The 18719-nt window shown below is 66.9% G+C and carries 18 protein-coding genes; 7 read left to right on the top strand and 11 right to left on the bottom strand.

The genetic code is table 11. The features are described 5' to 3' along the window. Positions 1-73: 73 nt before the first annotated feature. The gene (gene metE / locus AAID08_RS07975; RefSeq protein ID WP_395757506.1) at positions 74-2371 is read right to left on the bottom strand and encodes a 5-methyltetrahydropteroyltriglutamate--homocysteine S-methyltransferase; all 2298 of its coding nucleotides are present in this window, start codon (positions 2369-2371) and stop codon (positions 74-76) included. Positions 2372-2565: 194 nt separating this feature from the next. Between metE and AAID08_RS07970 the strand changes: the two genes are divergently transcribed. Continuing rightward, positions 2566-3483 (top strand): LysR family transcriptional regulator, encoded by a 918-nt coding sequence (locus AAID08_RS07970; protein WP_054501368.1) that lies wholly within the window; start codon positions 2566-2568, stop codon positions 3481-3483. 68 nt (positions 3484-3551) lie between these two features. On the opposite strand, the gene recX is transcribed toward AAID08_RS07970, so the two are convergent. Both recX and recA read right to left on the bottom strand, forming a co-directional pair. After that, on the bottom strand, positions 3552-4289 hold the full coding sequence (recX, locus tag AAID08_RS07965; RefSeq protein ID WP_395757505.1) for a recombination regulator RecX: 738 nt from the start codon (positions 4287-4289) through the stop codon (positions 3552-3554). A gap of 101 nt (positions 4290-4390) precedes the next feature. After that, on the bottom strand, positions 4391-5455 hold the full coding sequence (gene recA / locus AAID08_RS07960; RefSeq protein ID WP_054417614.1) for a recombinase RecA: 1065 nt from the start codon (positions 5453-5455) through the stop codon (positions 4391-4393). Between the two features lie 380 nt (positions 5456-5835). Between recA and AAID08_RS07955 the strand changes: the two genes are divergently transcribed. The 3 genes from AAID08_RS07955 (at position 5836) to AAID08_RS07945 (ending at position 9992) form a co-directional block, all read left to right on the top strand. Beyond that, positions 5836-6525: a response regulator transcription factor gene (locus AAID08_RS07955; RefSeq protein ID WP_006393745.1), complete on the top strand. Its 690-nt coding sequence runs from the start codon at positions 5836-5838 to the stop codon at positions 6523-6525. A 115-nt stretch (positions 6526-6640) separates the two neighbouring features. Then, on the top strand, positions 6641-8017 hold the full coding sequence (locus AAID08_RS07950; protein WP_116791107.1) for a sensor histidine kinase: 1377 nt from the start codon (positions 6641-6643) through the stop codon (positions 8015-8017). Positions 8018-8330: 313 nt separating this feature from the next. Then, positions 8331-9992, top strand: coding sequence for an MFS transporter (locus AAID08_RS07945; RefSeq protein ID WP_054501371.1), 1662 nt, complete (start codon positions 8331-8333; stop codon positions 9990-9992). Positions 9993-10392: 400 nt separating this feature from the next. Here AAID08_RS07945 and AAID08_RS07940 read toward each other — a convergent pair whose 3' ends face one another. Next, positions 10393-10602: a hypothetical protein gene (locus tag AAID08_RS07940; RefSeq protein ID WP_006388393.1), complete on the bottom strand. Its 210-nt coding sequence runs from the start codon at positions 10600-10602 to the stop codon at positions 10393-10395. A gap of 151 nt (positions 10603-10753) precedes the next feature. Here AAID08_RS07940 and AAID08_RS07935 point away from each other — a divergent pair, with 151 nt between their 5' ends. Then, on the top strand, positions 10754-11653 hold the full coding sequence (locus tag AAID08_RS07935; protein WP_006393742.1) for a recombination-associated protein RdgC: 900 nt from the start codon (positions 10754-10756) through the stop codon (positions 11651-11653). Positions 11654-11750: 97 nt separating this feature from the next. Here AAID08_RS07935 and AAID08_RS07930 read toward each other — a convergent pair whose 3' ends face one another. The 5 genes from AAID08_RS07930 to AAID08_RS07910 all read right to left on the bottom strand — a co-directional run bounded on the left by AAID08_RS07930 (position 11751) and on the right by AAID08_RS07910 (position 15789). Further along, positions 11751-13163, bottom strand: a complete 1413-nt coding sequence (locus AAID08_RS07930) for a diguanylate cyclase (RefSeq protein ID WP_054501373.1) — start codon at positions 13161-13163, stop codon at positions 11751-11753. 131 nt (positions 13164-13294) lie between these two features. Then, on the bottom strand, positions 13295-14587 hold the full coding sequence (locus AAID08_RS07925; protein WP_054501374.1) for an aspartate carbamoyltransferase: 1293 nt from the start codon (positions 14585-14587) through the stop codon (positions 13295-13297). Positions 14588-14688: 101 nt separating this feature from the next. Beyond that, positions 14689-15102: a hypothetical protein gene (locus AAID08_RS07920; RefSeq protein ID WP_054501375.1), complete on the bottom strand. Its 414-nt coding sequence runs from the start codon at positions 15100-15102 to the stop codon at positions 14689-14691. Continuing rightward, complete coding sequence (locus tag AAID08_RS07915) at positions 15102-15527, bottom strand: BPTD_2524 family lipoprotein (protein WP_054501376.1); 426 nt, start codon at positions 15525-15527, stop codon at positions 15102-15104. Before AAID08_RS07915 ends, AAID08_RS07920 begins: the two co-directional genes overlap by 1 nt. A 130-nt stretch (positions 15528-15657) precedes the next feature. Continuing rightward, the gene (locus tag AAID08_RS07910; protein WP_006388387.1) at positions 15658-15789 is read right to left on the bottom strand and encodes an entericidin A/B family lipoprotein; all 132 of its coding nucleotides are present in this window, start codon (positions 15787-15789) and stop codon (positions 15658-15660) included. A gap of 124 nt (positions 15790-15913) precedes the next feature. Between AAID08_RS07910 and AAID08_RS07905 the strand changes: the two genes are divergently transcribed. Beyond that, positions 15914-16273, top strand: a complete 360-nt coding sequence (locus AAID08_RS07905; protein ID WP_054501377.1) for a hypothetical protein — start codon at positions 15914-15916, stop codon at positions 16271-16273. A gap of 61 nt (positions 16274-16334) precedes the next feature. Continuing rightward, positions 16335-16736, top strand: coding sequence for a hypothetical protein (locus AAID08_RS07900; RefSeq protein WP_116791094.1), 402 nt, complete (start codon positions 16335-16337; stop codon positions 16734-16736). Here the strand turns inward: AAID08_RS07900 and AAID08_RS07895 are convergent. After that, positions 16718-18028 carry a TIGR03862 family flavoprotein gene (locus tag AAID08_RS07895; protein WP_395757504.1) on the bottom strand — a complete coding sequence of 437 codons (1311 nt, stop codon included), beginning with the start codon at positions 18026-18028 and terminating at the stop codon, positions 16718-16720. The genes AAID08_RS07900 and AAID08_RS07895 overlap by 19 nt on opposite strands. A gap of 219 nt (positions 18029-18247) precedes the next feature. Continuing rightward, the gene (locus AAID08_RS07890) at positions 18248-18592 is read right to left on the bottom strand and encodes a hypothetical protein (protein ID WP_054501380.1); all 345 of its coding nucleotides are present in this window, start codon (positions 18590-18592) and stop codon (positions 18248-18250) included. Between the last annotated feature and the right edge of the window lie 127 nt (positions 18593-18719).

Below are 18719 nucleotides of genomic sequence, written 5' to 3'. Positions count from 1 at the left end.
GTGGTGTGCATCCCGCGCACAACACAGGGGTTCCGGGCTGCCGGACCCGGGAGACTGGCCCGAGCGTGGCGGCTCAGGCGGCGTCGCGCAGCGCGCGAGCGGCTTGCACCATGCCGCTCAGCGCGGCTTCGGTTTCGGGCCAGGCGCGCGTCTTCAGGCCGCAGTCCGGATTGACCCACAGCCGCTCCTTAGGCAGGCGGGCGGCGGCCTTCTGCATCAGGCCGACCATCCAGTCCACTTCGGGCACGTTGGGCGAATGGATGTCGTAAACGCCCGGGCCGATATCGTTGGGGTAGCGGAAGTCCTCGAACGCCTTGAGCAATTCCATGTTGGAGCGCGACGTCTCGATCGTGATCACGTCCGCGTCCATGGCGGCGATCGATTCGATGATGTCGTTGAACTCCGAATAGCACATGTGCGTGTGGATCTGCGTCTCGTCGCGCACGCCGGCGGTCGACAGACGGAAGCAGTCCACCGCCCAGTCCAGGTATGCCTGCCAGTCGGCGCGGCGCAACGGCAGGCCTTCGCGGATCGCCGGCTCGTCGATCTGGATGACGCTGATGCCGGCGGCCTCCAGGTCCACCACCTCGTCGCGCAGCGCCAGCGCCAGTTGGCGGCAGGTCTGTTCGCGCGGCTGGTCGTCGCGCACGAACGACCACTGCAGAATGGTGACCGGCCCGGTCAGCATGCCCTTGACCGGCTTGTCGGTCAGCGACTGGGCGTACGAGGACCAGCCGACGGTCATGGGCGCGGGCCGGGCCACGTCGCCGAAGATGATCGGCGGCTTGACGCAGCGCGAGCCGTAGCTCTGCACCCAGCCATTCTTGGTGAAGGCGAAGCCGGCCAGCAGCTCGCCGAAGTATTCCACCATGTCGTTGCGCTCGGGTTCGCCGTGCACCAGCACGTCCAGGCCGACCTTCTCCTGGAAGCGGATCACTTCCTCGATTTCCTTGCGGATGGCGGTCTCGTAGGCCGCGTCCGTCAGCGCGCCCGACTTCCAGTCGCGGCGCAGCGCACGGATCTCGGCGGTCTGCGGGAACGAACCGATGGTGGTGGTCGGATAGGCCGGCAGGCCCAGTTCCTCCTGCTGACGGGCGATGCGGCCGGCGAATGGCGCGCGGTCACGCGACACGCTGGCCGACTCGGCCATGCGCTGCGCCACCGAGGGATTGTGGATGCGGCTCGACGAGCGACGCGCGGCCAGGGCGGCGCGCTGCCCGGCCAGGCCTTCCTGCACGCCGGCATCAGCCGCGCCGTCCAGCGCGCGACCCAGCAGGCTCAGTTCTTCCAGCTTCTGCGCCGCGAACGACAGCCAGCTCTTGAGTTCGGCGTCCAGCTCGGTTTCGTTGGCCAGATCCACCGGCACGTGCAGCAGCGAGCACGACGGCGCCAGCCACAGGCGCTCGCCCAGTTGCTGCCTGACCGGCGTCAGCGCGGCGAGGGCGGCGTCCAGGTCGGTGCGCCAGATGTTGCGGCCGTTGATGACGCCGGCGGACAGCACTTTGTCCGAGCCCAGGCCGGCCAGCACGTCGGCCAGTTGTTCGGGAGCGCGCACCAGATCCACGTGCACGCCGGCCACCGGCAGCGCCAGCGCCGTGCTCAGATTGTCCTTGAGGCCGTCGAAGTAAGTGGCGATCAGCAGCTTGACCGGGCTGGTCGACAGCGTGGCGTACACCTGCTTGAAGGCGTCGCGCCAGGCCTGCGGCAGGTCCAGCACCAGGATCGGCTCGTCGATCTGCACCCACTCCACGCCCAGCTTGGCCACGCGCGCCAGCACCTCTTCGTACACGGGCACCAGGTGGGCCAGCAGTTGCAGCTTGGCCGTATCGGCCGCGCCCTCGCCGAAAGCGTCGCCCTTGCCGAGGAACAACCAGGTCAGCGGCCCCGGGATCACCGGCTTGACGGCGTGGCCCAATGCCTGCGCTTCCCCGATCTGCTCGAACAGCGATTCACGGGCGATGCGAAAGCTCTGGCCCGGCACCAGCTCCGGCACGATGTAGTGGTAGTTGGTGTCGAACCACTTGGTCATTTCGCAGGCGGCGGCGGGCTTGCCCGACGGGGCGCGGCCGCGTCCCATGCGGAACAGCGTATCCAGCGAGACCGGCTCGCTGTCTTTCTGGCCGAAGCGCGCGGGCACTGCGCCCAGCAGCGTGGTCCATTCCAGGATCTGGTCGTACCAGGCGAAATCGCCGACGGGTACGAACTTGACGCCAGCGTCGGCCTGTACCTTCCAGTGCCGGGCGCGCAGCTCGCGGCCCGTCTGCTCCAGCGCTTCGCCGGTCTGCTTGCCCGCCCAGTAGGCTTCGACAGCGCGCTTCAGTTCCCGCTGGGCACCAATGCGGGGGAACCCCAAATTATGAATCGTAGTCATGGCAATCCCGTCGTCAGACAAAATTTGTTCAAGTGCCAGCCATTCTGACGCCAAAGCAAAATGAATCAAAATCAATGTCTACATTTATAAGATGAAAAAACCTCATATAATGTGAGCACACTCCCTCCGGGGCTGGCAGTCCCGGCCGCGGATCGCCACGCCCTTCACACCCTCATCCTCGCCGTTGCCGCCCCATGCTGGAAATCCGCCATCTCGAAACGCTGACCGCCATCCGTGAAGGCGGCAGCCTGCAGGAAGCCGCCGACCGCCTGCACCTGACCCAGTCCGCCCTGTCACACCAACTGCGCGATCTGGAGACCCGCCTGGGCACGCCGCTGCTGAACCGCCGCACCCGCCCCGCCCGCCTGACCACCGCGGGCCTGCGCGTGCTGGCGCTGGCCGACGAAGTGCTGCCGCGCATCCGCGCCACCGAGCGCGAATTGCAGCGGCTGGCAGCCGGCCGCACCGGCCGCCTGCACCTGGCCATCGACTGCCATTCCTGCTTTCAGTGGTTGATGCCGGCGCTGGACGCGTTCCGCGCGCAATGGCCGGACGTGGCGCTGGATCTGTCGGCGGCGTTCTCGTTCGCCCCCCTGCCCGCGCTGGTGCGCGGCGATCTGGACCTGGTCATCACGTCCGATCCCCAGCAACTGGACGCCGTCGAATACCTGCCGCTGTTCAAATACGAGCTCGTGCTGGCCGTGTCCGAATCGAATCCGCTGGCCGGCAGCAAGTTCGTCATGCCGGACCAGTTGGCCGACCAGACGCTCATCACCTATCCGGTGGACAGGCAGCGCCTGGACATTTTCACGGCATTCCTGGATCCCGCCGATGTCGAACCCGCCGCGATCCGCAAGGCCGAACTCACGCCCATCATCGCGCAATTGGTGGCCAGCAATCGCGGCGTCGCGGCCCTGCCCAACTGGGCCCTGACCGAATACATGAACCAGGGTTGGCTGCGCCTGTGCCGCCTCGGCCCGCAGGGTGTGTGGCGAACGCTGTACGCGACGGTGCGCAGCGAAGATACCGACGCTTCGTACATCGACGAATTCCTGACGCTGACGCGCGACGTTTGTTTCAAAACGCTCAGCGGCATCAAGTCGGCAAAATAAGCGCGGCAGAAAAACAGGCGCGGCGGCCGGCGCATGCCGGCGCGCGCCGCGCCAAGCACGCGGCCGACTCAGTCGTCGTCGCCCGCCCCCAGGATGCGACGGATGACGTCATGCGCAAAGCCGCGACTGGCCAGGAAGCGGGCCTGCTTGGCATAGGCGGCGCGGTCCTCGGGCCTGGCGCCGAAGCGTTTCTGCCAGACCTCGAGCGCGCGCTCGTATTCGGTGGCGCGCAATTGCTCGCGCAGCTCGGACACCTGGGCATCATCCACGCCGTGCTGGCGCAATTCCTGCACGATGCGGGCCGCCCCCTGGCGCGAGGCGCGGCGATGCACCAGGCTTTGCGCAAACCGCTCGGTCGACAGCCAGCCTTCCTTTTCCAGCGCGTCCAGCACGCGCTCGACCTCATCGGGGTCTTCGGCATGGGGCGCGAGTTTGCGCGCCAGCTCATTGCGGGCATGCTCGCGCCGCGACAGATAACCCACCGCGCGCATTTTCAGCGAGGGTCCCTTGGGGGGCGTGCGGGGCTTGTCTTCGGATGTCCGCGCCCCTTCGTCCGTGCCATCGCCGTCACCGTCCTTGCCACGCCGGCCGCGTCCACTGGCCGCGCGCCGTTCGGAGCTGCGCTGCCACTGCGACGCCGGGGCGCTCGCGCCCTCTGGATCCTGGCCCGACGCCGCGGTGGATTCGGCCGCCCGCCGCAGGTCGGACGTGCGGCGCAGCCCCTCGGGCTTGGCCACGGTCTCGAATTCATCGTCCAGCCTGGCGCGCAGGCGATCAGCGGACGTGACGGGCGGTTTCCAGCTCATGCGCTTCCTCTATGTGCCAGCGGCAGGCCTCCCGGGACGGGAGCCTGCCGCTGGCGGCCGGACTGGCGAGCCCGGCGCTATCCGATGACGCGACGACGCGATTACTCGTCGCTGTCGTCTTCAGCGGTGGGCACGAATTCCGCGGCGCGGCTGACGATGCCCTGGTTCTCACGGACCCGGTTCTCGATCTCGATGGCCAGTTCCTTGTGTTCCTTCAGGTATTCACGGACATTGTCCTTGCCCTGGCCGATGCGGTTGCCGTTGTAGCTGTACCACGCACCCGACTTGTCCACCACGTTGGCGGCCACGCCCAGGTCAATGATTTCGCCTTCGCGCGAGATGCCGGCGCCGTACATGATGTCGAACTCGGCCTGCTTGAACGGAGGCGCAACCTTGTTTTTGACGACCTTGACGCGGGTTTCGTTGCCGACGACCTCGTCGCCCTTCTTGATCGAGCCGATGCGGCGGATGTCCAGGCGCACCGAGGCGTAGAACTTGAGCGCGTTGCCGCCGGTGGTGGTTTCGGGGTTGCCGAACATCACGCCGATCTTCATGCGGATCTGGTTGATGAAGATGACCATGCAGTTGGTCTTCTTGATGGTGGCGGTCAGCTTGCGCAGCGCCTGGCTCATCAGGCGAGCCTGCAGGCCGGGCAGCGAATCGCCCATTTCGCCTTCGATTTCGGCCTTGGGCACCAGCGCCGCAACCGAGTCGACCACGATCAGGTCGACGGAGCCCGAGCGCACCAGCGCGTCGGTGATTTCCAGCGCCTGCTCGCCCGTGTCCGGCTGCGAGATCAGCAGGTCGGCCAGGTTGACGCCCAGCTTCGAGGCGTACTGCACGTCCAGCGCGTGTTCGGCGTCGACGAAGGCGCACGTGCCGCCCAGCTTCTGCATTTCGGCCACGACCTGCAGGGTCAGGGTGGTCTTGCCCGAGGATTCCGGACCGTAGATTTCCACCACGCGGCCGCGCGGCAGGCCGCCGACGCCCAGCGCGATGTCCAGGCCCAGCGAGCCGGTCGACACCACCTGGATGTCATGCGAGACCTCGTTGTCGCCGTAGCGCATGATCGAGCCCTTGCCGAACTGCTTTTCGATCTGCGAGAGCGCGGCGGCCAGCGCCTTGGCTTTTTCCGAAGCGGCGGCCTTGGTGGTTTTGTCGTCCATGTAGTGTCCTGTCAGGTCTGGGTCTGTAACGTATCGGGGCGCGGCACGGGGTGTCGGTCAGCGCGCGGGTTGTCGCAAGGGGTGATCGGGCCGTTGCCTGACAGTTGTTGCCAGAAAACTGGCAGTGCAAACTGTGGCGCTCAAGCGTGATCGGTAAAGCGATAGCGCAGATTATGGCATCGGATTGTACTGTACAAATAACCAGTGTGCCACAGTTTTCCACGTATTCCCTGAGTGGGCAAGCCCGATGCCGTATGACAGAATCGAGGAAAAAACTGGCGCTATGTCCCCATTGCGCTCCCGGCACGCCGCCCCGGCATCCCACCGAGGGCGGCACGCGTGCGCCGCTCACCCGGCGCCCTTCTTCTTTTCGACTGCCCATGCGCATCCTGATCGCGGAAGACGACAGCATCCTGGCCGACGGCCTGTCACGCTCGTTGCGCCACAACGGTTACGCGGTCGACGCCGTCCGCGATGGCCTGGCGGCCGATTCGGCGCTGGCGGCCCAGGCCTTCGACCTGCTGATCCTCGACCTGGGCCTGCCGCAACTGGCCGGCCTGGAGGTCCTGCGCCGGCTGCGCGCCCGCAATTCCGCCCTGCCCGTGCTGATCCTGACCGCCGCTGACAGTATCGAGCAACGCGTCAAGGGGCTGGACCTGGGCGCCGACGACTACATGGCCAAGCCCTTCGCCCTGTCCGAGCTGGAAGCCCGCGTGCGCGCCCTGACCCGCCGCGGCGCGGGCGGCGGCGCCACGCTGCTCAAGCATGGCCGGCTGGTGTTCGACCAGACCGGGCGCGTGGCCATGGTCGACGACCAGACGCTGGACCTGTCCGCGCGCGAGGTCAGCCTGCTGGAAATCCTGCTGACCCGCAGCGGGCGCATGGTCAGCAAGACCCAACTGGTGGACCACCTGTGCGAATGGGGCGAGGAAGTCAGCACCAATGCCATCGAGGTCTACGTGCACCGCCTGCGCAAGAAACTCGAGCCCAGCGGCGTGAAGATCGTGACGGTGCGCGGCCTAGGCTATTGCCTCGAACGGGACCAGGGTGCGGCCTACCTCGCAAGCTGAATCGCCACAGCCGGAAGCGCTCAACCAGGAAGCGCTGGATGTGATGCAGGCCGGGGCCCGCGGCCCCAGCTTCGCGCCGCCGCAACGCTCGCTCCTGGGCGAGATCCTCGACTGGATGCTGGCGCCCCTGTTCCTGCTGTGGCCGATGAGCGTCGCCATCACCTACGTGGTGGCGCAGAACATCGCCAACGTGCCCTACGACCGCGCGCTGGCCAACAACCTGCACGTACTGACGCGCCAGGTGCACGCCCAGGATGGCCGCGCGGTGCTGCGGATGACCGACCCAGCGCGCGATGTGCTGCGCGCCGACGAGACCGACAGCGTGTTCTGGCTGGCGCTCGGCAGCCGCGGTGAATACCTGGGCGGCGACCGCGCCCTGCCCCTGCCCGCTTCCGTCGGCCAGCCGCGCCCCGGCGAGGTCCAGTACGAGGACGACACCCTGCGCGGCTTCGGCGTGCGCCTGGCCTTCACCTGGGTCGATCTGAACCTGCCCAATACCCAGCCGGCGCTCTTGATCGTGGCCGAGACGGTCGAAAAGCGCACCCAACTGGCCAACGACATCATCAAGGGCGTGATCATTCCGCAGTTCGTGGTGCTGCCGATCGCGGTGCTGCTGGTATGGTTCGGGCTGTCGCGCGGCGTGGCGCCACTCAATGCGCTGCAGCAGCGGCTGCGGGCGCGCCGGCCGGATGACCTGTCGCCGATCGACGAACGCGCCGCCCCCTCCGAGATCGCCCCGCTGGTCGCGGCCATGAACGACCTGCTCGACAGGCTGTCGGACAACGTCCAGGCGCAGCGCCGCTTCGTCGCCGATGCCGCGCACCAGTTGAAAACCCCGCTGGCGGGCCTGCGCACCCAGGCCGAGCTGGCCCTGCGCGATGCCAGTCCCGAGGAGATGCAGGCCAGCCTGCGACAGTTGGTGACCGGCTCCGAGCGCGCCACCCGCCTGGTGAACCAGTTGCTGCTGCTGGCGCGGGCCGAAAACCCCAGCGCCATCGGACTGGCCGCCACCGACCTGAACGCCATCGCCTACGAACAGGCGATGCACTGGGTGCCGCAGGCGCTGTCGCTCGGCACCGACCTGGGCTTCGAAGGCTCGGAGACCCCGGTCGAGATCAACGGCAACCCGCTGCTGCTGGCGGAACTGCTCAACAACCTGGTGGACAACGCGCTGCGCTATACGCCGCGCGGCGGCCACATCACGGTGCGCGTGCAGGCGCAAGGCGACCAGGGCGTGCTGGAGGTCGAGGATTCCGGCCCCGGCATCGCCCCGGAAGAGCGCGAGCGCGTGTTCGACCGCTTTTACCGCGTGCTCGGCACGCTGTCGGACGGCAGCGGACTGGGTCTGGCCATCGTCCGGGAGATCGCGCAAAAGCACCAGGCCACCGTCGTGGTCACCGACCACCCGACGCCGCACTCGAACCTGCCGGGCACGCGCATCCGCGTCGTCTTCCCGCTCTACGTCGAACCCGTCGACGACCTCGGCGACTGAGGCCGGCCGACCCCGCCTGCCCCCCCCGACGGGCGCCTCGCGCCGGCCCAGGCGTTTCCCGCCCGGCGTGGTCGCGCGCCGCGCTGGCCGCCACGCAAGTTCCCCGCTCCGTCCCCAGGACTATCCCTAGCCCTCCCAGGGAATTTTACTTTTTGTTTCAAATTTAAGATTCAGGTAAGGGTTCCGTCAGAACCTCGTCAGCCTCGCGCCCCAACCTTGCGATAGCTCGATGTCGGCCCCGCCGGCGGAGGGTCAAGCACGGCGGAAAACCGCCGGCCAGAAAAATCGAGGAGACATCATGAGCACAACTACCATGGCAGGTCGCGGCCCATCCGCGGATCCGCGCCCGATGACCAAGGATGAACGCCGTGTCATCTTTGCCTCGTCGCTGGGCACGGTGTTCGAGTGGTACGACTTTTATCTGTACGGTTCGCTGGCCGCGATCATCGCCCAGCACTTCTTCTCCGGCGTGAACCCGACCGCGGGCTTCATCTTCGCGCTGCTGGCCTTCGCCGCCGGCTTCGCGGTGCGTCCGTTCGGCGCGCTGGTGTTCGGCCGACTGGGCGACCTGGTCGGACGTAAATACACCTTCCTGGTCACCATCGTGCTGATGGGCCTGTCCACCTTCCTGGTGGGCGTGCTGCCCAGCTATGCCAGCATCGGCATCGCCGCGCCCGCCATCCTGATCATTCTGCGCCTGCTGCAAGGCCTGGCGCTGGGCGGTGAATACGGTGGCGCCGCGACCTACGTCGCGGAACACGCGCCGCATGGCCGCCGCGGCTTCTACACCTCCTGGATCCAGACCACCGCGACGCTGGGCCTGTTCCTGTCGCTGCTGGTGATCCTGGGCATCCGCTCGTTCATGGGCGAGGACGACTTCAAGGCCTGGGGCTGGCGCATTCCGTTCCTGATCTCGGTCGTGCTGCTGGGCATCTCGGTGTGGATCCGCCTGCAGTTGAACGAATCGCCGACCTTCAAGCGCATGAAGGAAGAAGGCAAGGGTTCGAAGGCGCCGATCGCCGAATCGTTCGGCCAGTGGAAGAACCTGAAGGTGGTACTGCTGGCGCTGCTGGGCCTGACCGCCGGCCAGGCCGTGGTTTGGTACACGGGCCAGTTCTACGCGCTGTTCTTCCTGACGCAGACGCTCAAGGTGGACGCCAACACCGCCAACATCATGATCGCCATCGCGCTGCTGATCGGCACGCCTTTCTTCGTGATCTTCGGCGCGCTGTCGGACAAGATCGGCCGCAAGCCCATCATCATGGCGGGCTGCCTGATCGCCGCCGCGACCTACTTCCCGATCTTCCAGGGCATCACGCACTTCGCCAACCCCGCGCTGGAAAAGGCGCAGGCTACCGCCCCGGTCACCGTCATCGCCGATCCGACCACCTGCTCGTTCCAGTTCAACCCGGTGGGCACCGCCTCGTTCACCAGTTCGTGCGACGTGGTCAAGTCGTTCATGGCGCGCAATTCGGTGAACTACAAGAACGAAGCGGCTCCGGCCGGCTCGGTCGCCAAGGTCAAGATCGGCAGCGACGAGTTCGCCTCGTTCGACGGCAAGGGCATGGCGCCGGCCGACTTCAAGGCCAAGGCCGCCGAACTCGACAAGGCCCTGACCGCCGCCATCCGCAGCCACGGCTACCCCGCCAAGGCGGACCCGGCGCAAAGCAACAACGTCATGGTCGTCGTGCTGCTGACCATCCTGGTGATCTACGTGACCATGGTCTACGGCCCGATCGCGGCAATGCTGGTGGAAATGTTCCCGACCCGCATCCGCTACACCTCGATGAGCCTGCCCTATCACATCGGCAACGGCTGGTTCGGCGGCTTCCTGCCCCCGGTCGCCTTCGCCGTGGTGGCCGCCACCGGCAACATCTACGACGGCCTGTGGTACCCGATCATCATTGCGGTGATGACCCTGGTCATCGGCACGCTCTTCGTGCGCGAAACCAAGGACAACGACATCAACGCCTAACGACCATCCCCCGCCGGGCGGGACTGCTGCGCCTGCCCGGCCTTTCAAAAGCTCCCCTGGGAGCTTTTTTTTTGCGCTCGCGCCGGCTGAAAGACCTGATACGGTCTGACGTCTGCTCGATTCAGGACCCTGTCAGACCCTCGCCGTTAGACTGGCGCTTCAGATTACGGCCTTGCGCCTCTTCGCCCGGCGATTGATCCCCCTGCCAGGCGATTGCAGGGCCAGTGTTCTGACACCGATACCGCGTTCCCCGCGAGCCTTTTATGACGCGGTATTGTGTGCTCCCGTACCGGCCCGGCCTCTATTGAGCCGGGCCGCTTTTTTTTTCCGGACGCGTTCCGTTCGCGCAAGAAAAAGGCGGCCTCGCTTCGGCCGCCCGGGCACTGCGCGGGGCCGCGCCTCAGCGGCGCATGCCCACCCCGATGACCAGCACGCCGGCCACGATCGCAGCAATCCCTGCCCACATCGGAATCGGCACGGACTTCTCGGTCTCGGCCGTGGCCTTGACCGAACCGACCTGCAGCACGGTTTCCTCGGACTTGTAGCTGAAGCCCTTATACGCCAGGGCGGCGATGCCCAACACGATCAGGATGGCGCCGACAATCTTCATGCTTCTTCTCCTATTGCACAGGGGTGACGCGGACATTACCGCAAGGCTGCCCCCCTGTCAGTGACAGAACGTGTCGCCTGCCCCCATCGTATTGCACCGCTGCGGCAAAGCGGCCCGCGTCGTATAGAATCAACCCTTTTGGCCGACGCTCATGTGGTTCAAGAATCTCAAGATTTACCGTCTCTCCTCGCCGTGGACGCTGACCGGCGAGCAGCTTGAAGAAACGCTTGCGCGGCATGCCTACCAAGCCGGCAACAACCTCGAAATGCAAAGCCTGGGCTGGGTTCCGCCGCGCGAAAACGGCGGGCTGGCGCACGTCGTCGGCGGGCAGATCCTGCTGAACCTGCGCGCCGAGAAGAAGCTGCTGCCCAGCACCGTGGTCAACCAGGTCGCCAAGGCGCGCGCCCAGGAGATCGAAGAACAGCAAGGCTACAAGCCGGGCCGCAAGCAGATGAAGGAAATCAAGGAGCGCGTCACCGACGAGCTGCTGCCGCGCGCCTTCAGCGTGTACCGCGACACCCGCGTGTGGATCGACCCGCAGAATCACTGGCTGGTGATCGACGCCGCCGCCTCGGCCAAGGCCGACGAAGTCATCGGCCTCTTGGCCAAGTGCGTGGATCCGTTCCCGCTCGAAAACCTGTACGTGGCCCAATCGCCCGCCTCGGCCATGACCGGCTGGCTGGCCGAGGACGAGGCGCCGAGCAACTTCAGCATCGACCAGGACACCGAACTGCGTTCGTCCGGCGAAAGCGGCGCGGCCATCCGCTACGTCAAGCACTCCATCGACGCCGACGACGTGCGCAGGCACATCCAGTCGGGCAAGCAATGCACCCGCCTGGCCATGACCTGGGCCGACCGCATTTCGTTCGTGCTGACCGAAGGCCTGGACGTCAAGCGCGTCGCGCCGCTGGACGTGCTCAAGGAAGGCAACGACACCGTCGCCACCAATGACGACGAAAAATTCGACTCCGACATGATGCTGATGACGGGCGAGCTGGCCAAGATGCTGGCCGAGCTGGTCGACGCGCTGGGCGGCGAAAAGAAGATCTGAGCCCCGCGCTCCGGCTTCACCGCGACAGGCCGCTCCTGGGGAAGCGGCCTTTTTCATGGCGCGGCGGGACGGCGGCTGGCAAGCCGCGCAACCGCTGTCAGGCAGCGACGCTGCGATCGCGGCCCGACTGCTTGGCCTGGTAGAGCGCCTTGTCGGCGCGGTCGATCAGATAGGCGTAGTCCGGATGCCCATCGAAGGCCGCCACGCCGATGCTGGCGGTGATGCGCAAGGCGCCCACTTCCGGAATCATGAAGGCGTGCCGGCGGATCTCGGCGCCCAGTTTCTCGGCCACCAGCAGGGCCGCGTCGCGCGCCGTATCCACCAGCACCACCAGGAATTCCTCGCCGCCGTATCGAAACACGAAGTCACTCGAACGACAGGATTGATGCACCACCTCGGCGAACTGGCGCAGCACCTGGTCGCCGCCCGCGTGGCCATGCTGGTCGTTGACCGCCTTGAAGTGGTCGATATCCAGCAGCAGCACCGAGAACGTCGAGCGCTCGCGCGTGGCGATCAGGATCTCGCGGCCGATCACCGACGGCAGGAAGCGGCGGTTGAGCACGTTGGTGAGCGGATCGCTGCCGCTTTCGATCTCGGCCACCATGTCGAACAGGCCGTTGAGCAGGTGCTTGATGCGCGCCACCAGTTCCTGCAATTCGCGCACCTGGTCCGGCAGCGACGCCGGGCCGCATTGCAGCAGGCCGGGCAGCACCACGTCGTCCAGCCGCTCCACCGCCTCGGTAATCTGCCGCAGCGCCGGCGCACTCTCGAACAGCACGCCGCCCTTATGCTGCAGCCACAGGCCGAACTCGGAGGCTGCCAGGCGCGGCAACACCTGCTCCGGCGCGCGATAGTGCAGGCCGATCAGCACCGCCTGGCTCCATTCGAGCAGGGCGGCGCGCTGGCGCTCGCGCTCGGTGGAAATGTTCTGGCCCAACGCGAACAGCCGATACGCCTCGTCATTGCGGGCGCCGCGGTTGATGTCGCGCATGAAGGCGCGGCTCATCTGCTCGATCGCCAGGTCGAACAGATTGCAGACGTACTGCGTCGCGACCGAGGCCGCCACGCCGTCCAGGTCGCTGGCGCGCAGGCGCATTGCGATTTCGTTTTTCAGGATGCGGGCGCCGGCCATCACCAGGTGGATCGGGATGTGCACGCGCGCATGCACCTCTCCCACCTTCTTCTGTACCGCCATCAGCGCCGCGATGTCGCCCTGCTCGCGTACGCACAGCAGGCCCTTGAGCCAGCCCTTCATGCCCTTGTGCAGGCGGGTGGCGACAATTTCGTGCGACAGGCGCGGGCCGGCCTCGGCATCGGCCAGCAGGGTGGAATAAAAGGCGTCGACCAGCTCGTCGGCGCTGTCGGACACTACCGCCGCGACCTGGCCGCGGGTATAGGCATCGACCGACGAATAGACCGCCTGCCAGGCCTGGGCATTGGACGCGCTCAGGTAGCACGCCTGCCCGGCGGGATCAGGAGAAGACGGGACTGTGCGACTGCTCGAAGACATAAGACCATCCGACCGAAGATTCCATGGCGTGTCTCGGAGCGACACGCGACAGGAAAAACCAGCGCGGATTATGCTTGAAATCGCCGGCGTCGGCCGTCATGACGGCCGCGCCCCGCTGCCTCGCGAACGCCTTACTCCAGGCCGTGGAACACCGAGTCGTCCGGGCCGATATGCGACGGGTGCTGCCAGGTGACATCGCGCAGCGAGTGTTGCACCAGCCCTTCCACGCCCAGCAGCACCGCGAAGATGGCCATGCGGATGGGGATCCCGTTGTCGGTCTGGCGGAAGATCGCCAGGCGCGGATCATGGTTCAGGTCCACGCTCAGGTCGTTGGCGCCCGGCCGGCTGTCGCGCGGCAGCGGGTGCATGACGATGGTGTCCGGGCCGCAATACGCGTCGATGATGGCGCGGTTGATCTGGAAGTCCGGCGTGTAGCCCTCGTTCTCTTCGTTGGCAAAGCGCTCTTTCTGCACCCGCGTCGCGTAGATCACGTCGGCACCCGCCAGGCCTTCGGCCAGCGAGGTCTTCTGCTCGATGATGTTGCCGTTGCGGCTGGCCTGCTCGATGATGTAGGCGGGCATTTCGAGCCCCTTGGGCGACACCAGCGAGAATTTGACGTTCTTGTACAGCGCCATCAGCTTGATCAGCGAATGCACCGTGCGGCCGTACTTCAGGTCGCCGACCATGGCGATGTGCGCGCCGTCGAGCAGCTTGCCCAGGCGCGAGAACTCGGTGAGGATGGTGTACAGGTCCAGCAGTGCCTGGCTCGGGTGCTCGCCGGGGCCATCGCCGCCGTTGACCACCGGGATGTTGGTGGCGCGCGCGAATTCGGCCACCGAACCCTGGTCGGGATGGCGGATCACCATCGCATCGACGTAGCCGCTCATGACGCGGCTGGTGTCGTAGATGGACTCGCCCTTGGCCATCGACGAGAAGGTGAAGCCGGTGGTGTCGCAGACCGAGCCGCCCAGGCGGCAGAAGGCCGAGCCGAAGCTGACACGGGTGCGCGTGCTGGCCTCGAAGAACAGGTTGCCCAGCACCGCGCCTTCCAGTACGCGCGACACTTTCTGGCGGCGCGCGATGGGCTGCATCATGTCGGCCACGCGGAACAGGTCTTCGACCGATTCGCGCGTGAACTGGTCCACCGACAGCAACTGGTTCTTGCCCTCGACCGCGATCCGCTCACGCAGCGGGCCATCTTGTACGCTTTGCGTATATTTTTCGAGCAGCACGCCGTTTTGCACGATCTCGCTGACGAAACGCTGCACCACTTCCGGCATCGCGCGGAACTCCTGCGAGCCCTCCGGCAGCAGCCAGGTATCAAGCGCGCGGCGTTTGACGCCGATTCGGGTCGCGAACACGTCGCGCGTGAGATTCAGGCGGCGCATCGCATCGCGCAGGAAAGCTTGCTGGGAAATGGTCATGACAGGTCCCGAAGAAAGGGGTTGTATACGCACTGCGCATATTATTCCCAACGCAAGTGCATGTCCAACACTTTTGCGCACACGGGTTTACCCTCGAAATCTCAGCGTCGAGCGTAGGTTGTCATCTGCGACGCGGCATCCGTCGTGCCCTGCCCCGTCGCCAGCCAGCAGCCGGCGCAGAACGCCAGGGCGCTGACGAGGTAGCAGAGCATGGCCAGCACCTGCGCCGGCAGGTGCGCCCGGGTCACATGGCCGGTGTAGCCCTGGCGCAACAGGCTTACCTGCGCCAGGTAGGCGAACAAGACCCCGAGGCAGGCCAGCAGCAGCCCGGCCAGCAACAGCAGCAGCGGCAATTGCAGGTCGGGCGCGGCGATATCGCCCCCGACGATGCCCAGCGAGAACGCCGCCAGCCCCAGCGCGGCGCCGCCGTTCAGCCACCCCAGGAAGCGGAACGCGCCGGCCAGCAGCGCGAACGGCAGGCCGGCGGCGCGCAACTGCCGGGCGCGCGGGTCCATTAGTCTTCCTTGCGGCAGACCGGCGTGGCGGTCTGGATGGAGGTGCGCGCGGCGGCGATCTCGGCCGCGTTCCAGCGGCCCTGCCCCAGCACGGTCACGGTGACCTTGGCCTTGGCCGGGCCGTCGGCCTCGGCGGAAATCAGTTCGAGGATCTTGGCGGTTTCCCCCACCTTGTAGACCTGGACTTCGTCCGGCGCGCCTTTCTCGCCAAGGACATGCTTCCAGGCATACGCCACGTTGTACGGATGCTGCACGTTCACATGGCAGGTGCGCACGTATTCGCCGGCGCGGCGGAACGCCGCCTGGTAGTTGGTATCCACGCTGAAGGTTTCCTTCAGCACGGTATCGGCCTCGTAAACGCCCGTGCTGGCGCAACCGCCCAGCAACGCCATCAACGTGACACCCACCCATACAGACTTGCGCATGATTCTTCCTGCCATCGGATTCGGATTCCCGCGATTATGCCAGCGGCCGCAAAAAGGCCACGCCCGAAATGTCGCGACATTTCTGCGTGGCCCTGGCCGCGCCCGGGGGCGCGAGGAACGCCCGGCACCCTTATTTGGTCGCGGCGCCCTCGATCTTCTCGCCGCCGCGCTGGATATCCTTGCCCGCGCCGGCCACGGTATTGCACCCCGCCGACATGGCGGCAATCGAAAGCAGCATGACGAGAATCACTTTGTTCTTCATGGGCATCTCCTTGTCGAGGCGTGAAAACCGCAGCCAGCATACCGCAAAGACCACCGTTTGCGCAGGGTCCGCCCCTCCCCCGTACGCCTGTCGCGTATTTGGCGGCAATGGATTAGGATGCGCTATGAACAAGAAACACGTATCGGAAAACGCGGGCGGCACGCCCCAGGCATGGGGCTGGGAACAGCCGCAATGCCGCGGGCAGGCTGCGCTGGCGCTCTTCATCGACGATCTGCACCGCATTCTGCAGAATTACACCGCCGGCAGGTTGGCCGCCAGCGGCTCGCTGGCCGACGCCCAGGAACAGGTCGACCAGTTGCTGGCGCGATACAACGAGATCGCCGCCGCCCCCGAGATTTTCCTGGGCCAATCGGTCCAGCTCAAGGAGGGTGTCGATCGCAGTGGCGTCTCGCACACCGTACCTATTTTTTCCGCGCGCCTGAAGCAGTCCCTGGTCGCGATGCTTGGACAAAGACCCGGCTGACCCATCTCCGGCGTGCGCCCGCCGCCGGCCAGAACCGCTCCAAAGAGAGGGAGACCGAAGCATGAATACAGACAATGTCGTGGAGTTTCTCCGCCGGCTGTCGCTCGACGTCTCGCTGGGCGCGGCCGCCCAGCACGCCGCGAGCCAGGCGGATGCGCCTCTGGCGTTGGCCCGCCTGGCCACCGCGCACGGCTTGCCTTGCAGCGCCTCCGACTGGTCGATGTTCACCCGCGACTGCCTCGATGCCACCGACAGCGCCGAAAGCGAAACCTTCTCGGGCGACGCCAGGATCTGGCAGTTGGTGCAGGACCCGGGCCAGGGCACCAGCATGCCGGCCAGCGCCATCACCCGCGTAATCGGCATCGCCACGCAACCCGACGGCCCGACCGTCGTCGGCCATGTCGTCAACGATCTGGCGCCGCGTTCAGCCCAGGGCTCCTCGCCCTATCCCGGCAGTTCCTGATCCGGCGCGCCGACCATTGCCAGAAACGCCGCCACGCCGTTGGCGGCCACCACCCCGCTGGCCATGCACGCGGTCAGCAGGTAACCGCCGGTCGGCGCTTCCCAATCCAGCATTTCCCCTGCGCAGAACACGCCCGGCGCCTGGCGCAACATCAGGCCGGGCTCGAGCGCGTCGAACGCCACGCCGCCGGCGGTGCTGATGGCCTCGTCCATCGGACGGGCACGCACCAGCGTGAGCGGCAGGGCCTTGATCAGCCGGCCCAGGCGCGCCGCGTCGCGGAAATCGTCGGCGCCGGCGCACTCGCGCAGCAGGCCGGCCTTGACGCCGGTCAGCCCCAGCCGGCTCTGCAGGTGGCTGGACATCGAGCGCGCGCCGCGCGGATGGGTCACGGCCTGCAGCACCCGTTCCTGCGTCCAACCCGGCGCCAGGTCGAGCAAGGCGACCGCCTGCCCGGCCGCCTCGATGCGGTCGCGCAGCGGCGCCGACAACGCGTAGACCAGGCTGCCCTCGATGCCGTGTGCCGTCACGACGAACTCGCCCTTGCGGGCCGGTCCCGGTCCCGCCTCTCCCACGCAACGCAGCGTGACGGACTTGACTGGCTGGCCGGCGTAGCGCTGGCGGAAGTGTTCGGACCACGCCACCTCGAAGCCGCAATTGGTCGCGCGCAGCGGCGCCGTGGCGATCCCGTGCGCCGCCAGTCCGGGCAGCCAGGCGCCATCCGACCCCAGCTTTGCCCAACTACCGCCGCCCAGGGCCAGCACCACCGCATCGGCCGCGCAGGCGCGCAAGCCATCGGGCGTGTCGAAGCGCAGGTCGGCGGCGCCCGGCGCCCGGTCCGGCGGCCACCCGAGCCAGCGATGGCGCATATGGAAACGCACGCCGCTGCCGCGCAGGCGCGCCAGCCAGGCGCGCAACAGCGGCGCCGCCTTCATTTCGGCGGGAAAGACGCGGCCCGACGAACCGACGAAGGTCTCGATCCCGAGCTGGGCCGCCCATTCCCGCAAGCCATCGGCGTCCAGCGCGCGCAGCCAGGGCGCGATCTGCGCCGCGCGTTCGCCATAGCGCGCCAGGAACGGCGCCGCGGCCTCGCTGTGGGTCAGGTTCAAGCCGCCACGTCCGGCCATGAGGAACTTGCGGCCGACCGACGGCATCGCGTCGTACACATCGACCTGCATCCCCCGCGCGGCCAACCCTTCGGCCGCCATCAGGCCGGCCGGCCCGCCGCCGATAACGGCCACGCGCTTGGCGGATGGACTCAGGGCGCCCGGGGGCGGATACGGGTTGGAATGCATGGCGGCGGAATTCGGAAAAGCCAGGGCGGGACGGGCCGCCGGGGCTGCGATTGTCGCACGCGGCGGCGCCCCCTCCGGCCGCCGTCCCAGCCGGATGAAAAAAAGCCCCGCATGGGGCATTTTTTCATCGCAACGGCCAAGCCATTGATATTGCGGCGATATTGCGACATGCGCAACGCCTATCCCAAGGCTTGTCCACAGTCGCTGTGGGTAACTGCGCTAAGCGTTGCCAGCGGCCTGCATCGGCCCGGACCAGGGTTCGGCATCGAGCTGGAAGCGCAATTCCTGGAACTCGCCGTCGACAGCGACCGAGCGCAGCAGACCCGACCCCAGCGCCTGTCCCATCGCGCGGCGGCACAGGGTTTCGGGATCGTCCGGCAACGACTGGAACACGCCATCGGGAATGCGCAGCCGCAGCAGCGCCTGGGGATCGCCGCGTTCAGCGGGCCGCCCGATGTGGATGTGAGCCGGATAGCCGTGCGGGCACCAGATGCCCACGTGGTACTTGCCTTCGCTGCCGGTATCGGCGACATAGCCGGGATGATCGTATTTTGCCGTGCCCATGGCCCCTCCTCGTGTGCGGCGGACTCGCGCGCTTGAGCCATGGTAGCGCAGCGTCCGCCGCCTGTCCGGACCCGTGACCCCGGGAAACTCCGGACTGGAACGCCGGCTTGATGCAGGGCAAGCGGGG

Source organism: Achromobacter sp. EB05, from assembly GCF_044232075.1.
In the GTDB taxonomy this organism is placed as follows: Bacteria; Pseudomonadota; Gammaproteobacteria; order Burkholderiales; family Burkholderiaceae_B; genus Achromobacter; species Achromobacter dolens.
Note: the sequence above shows the minus strand (reverse complement) of the source record. Positions and strands in the feature narration are given on the sequence as shown.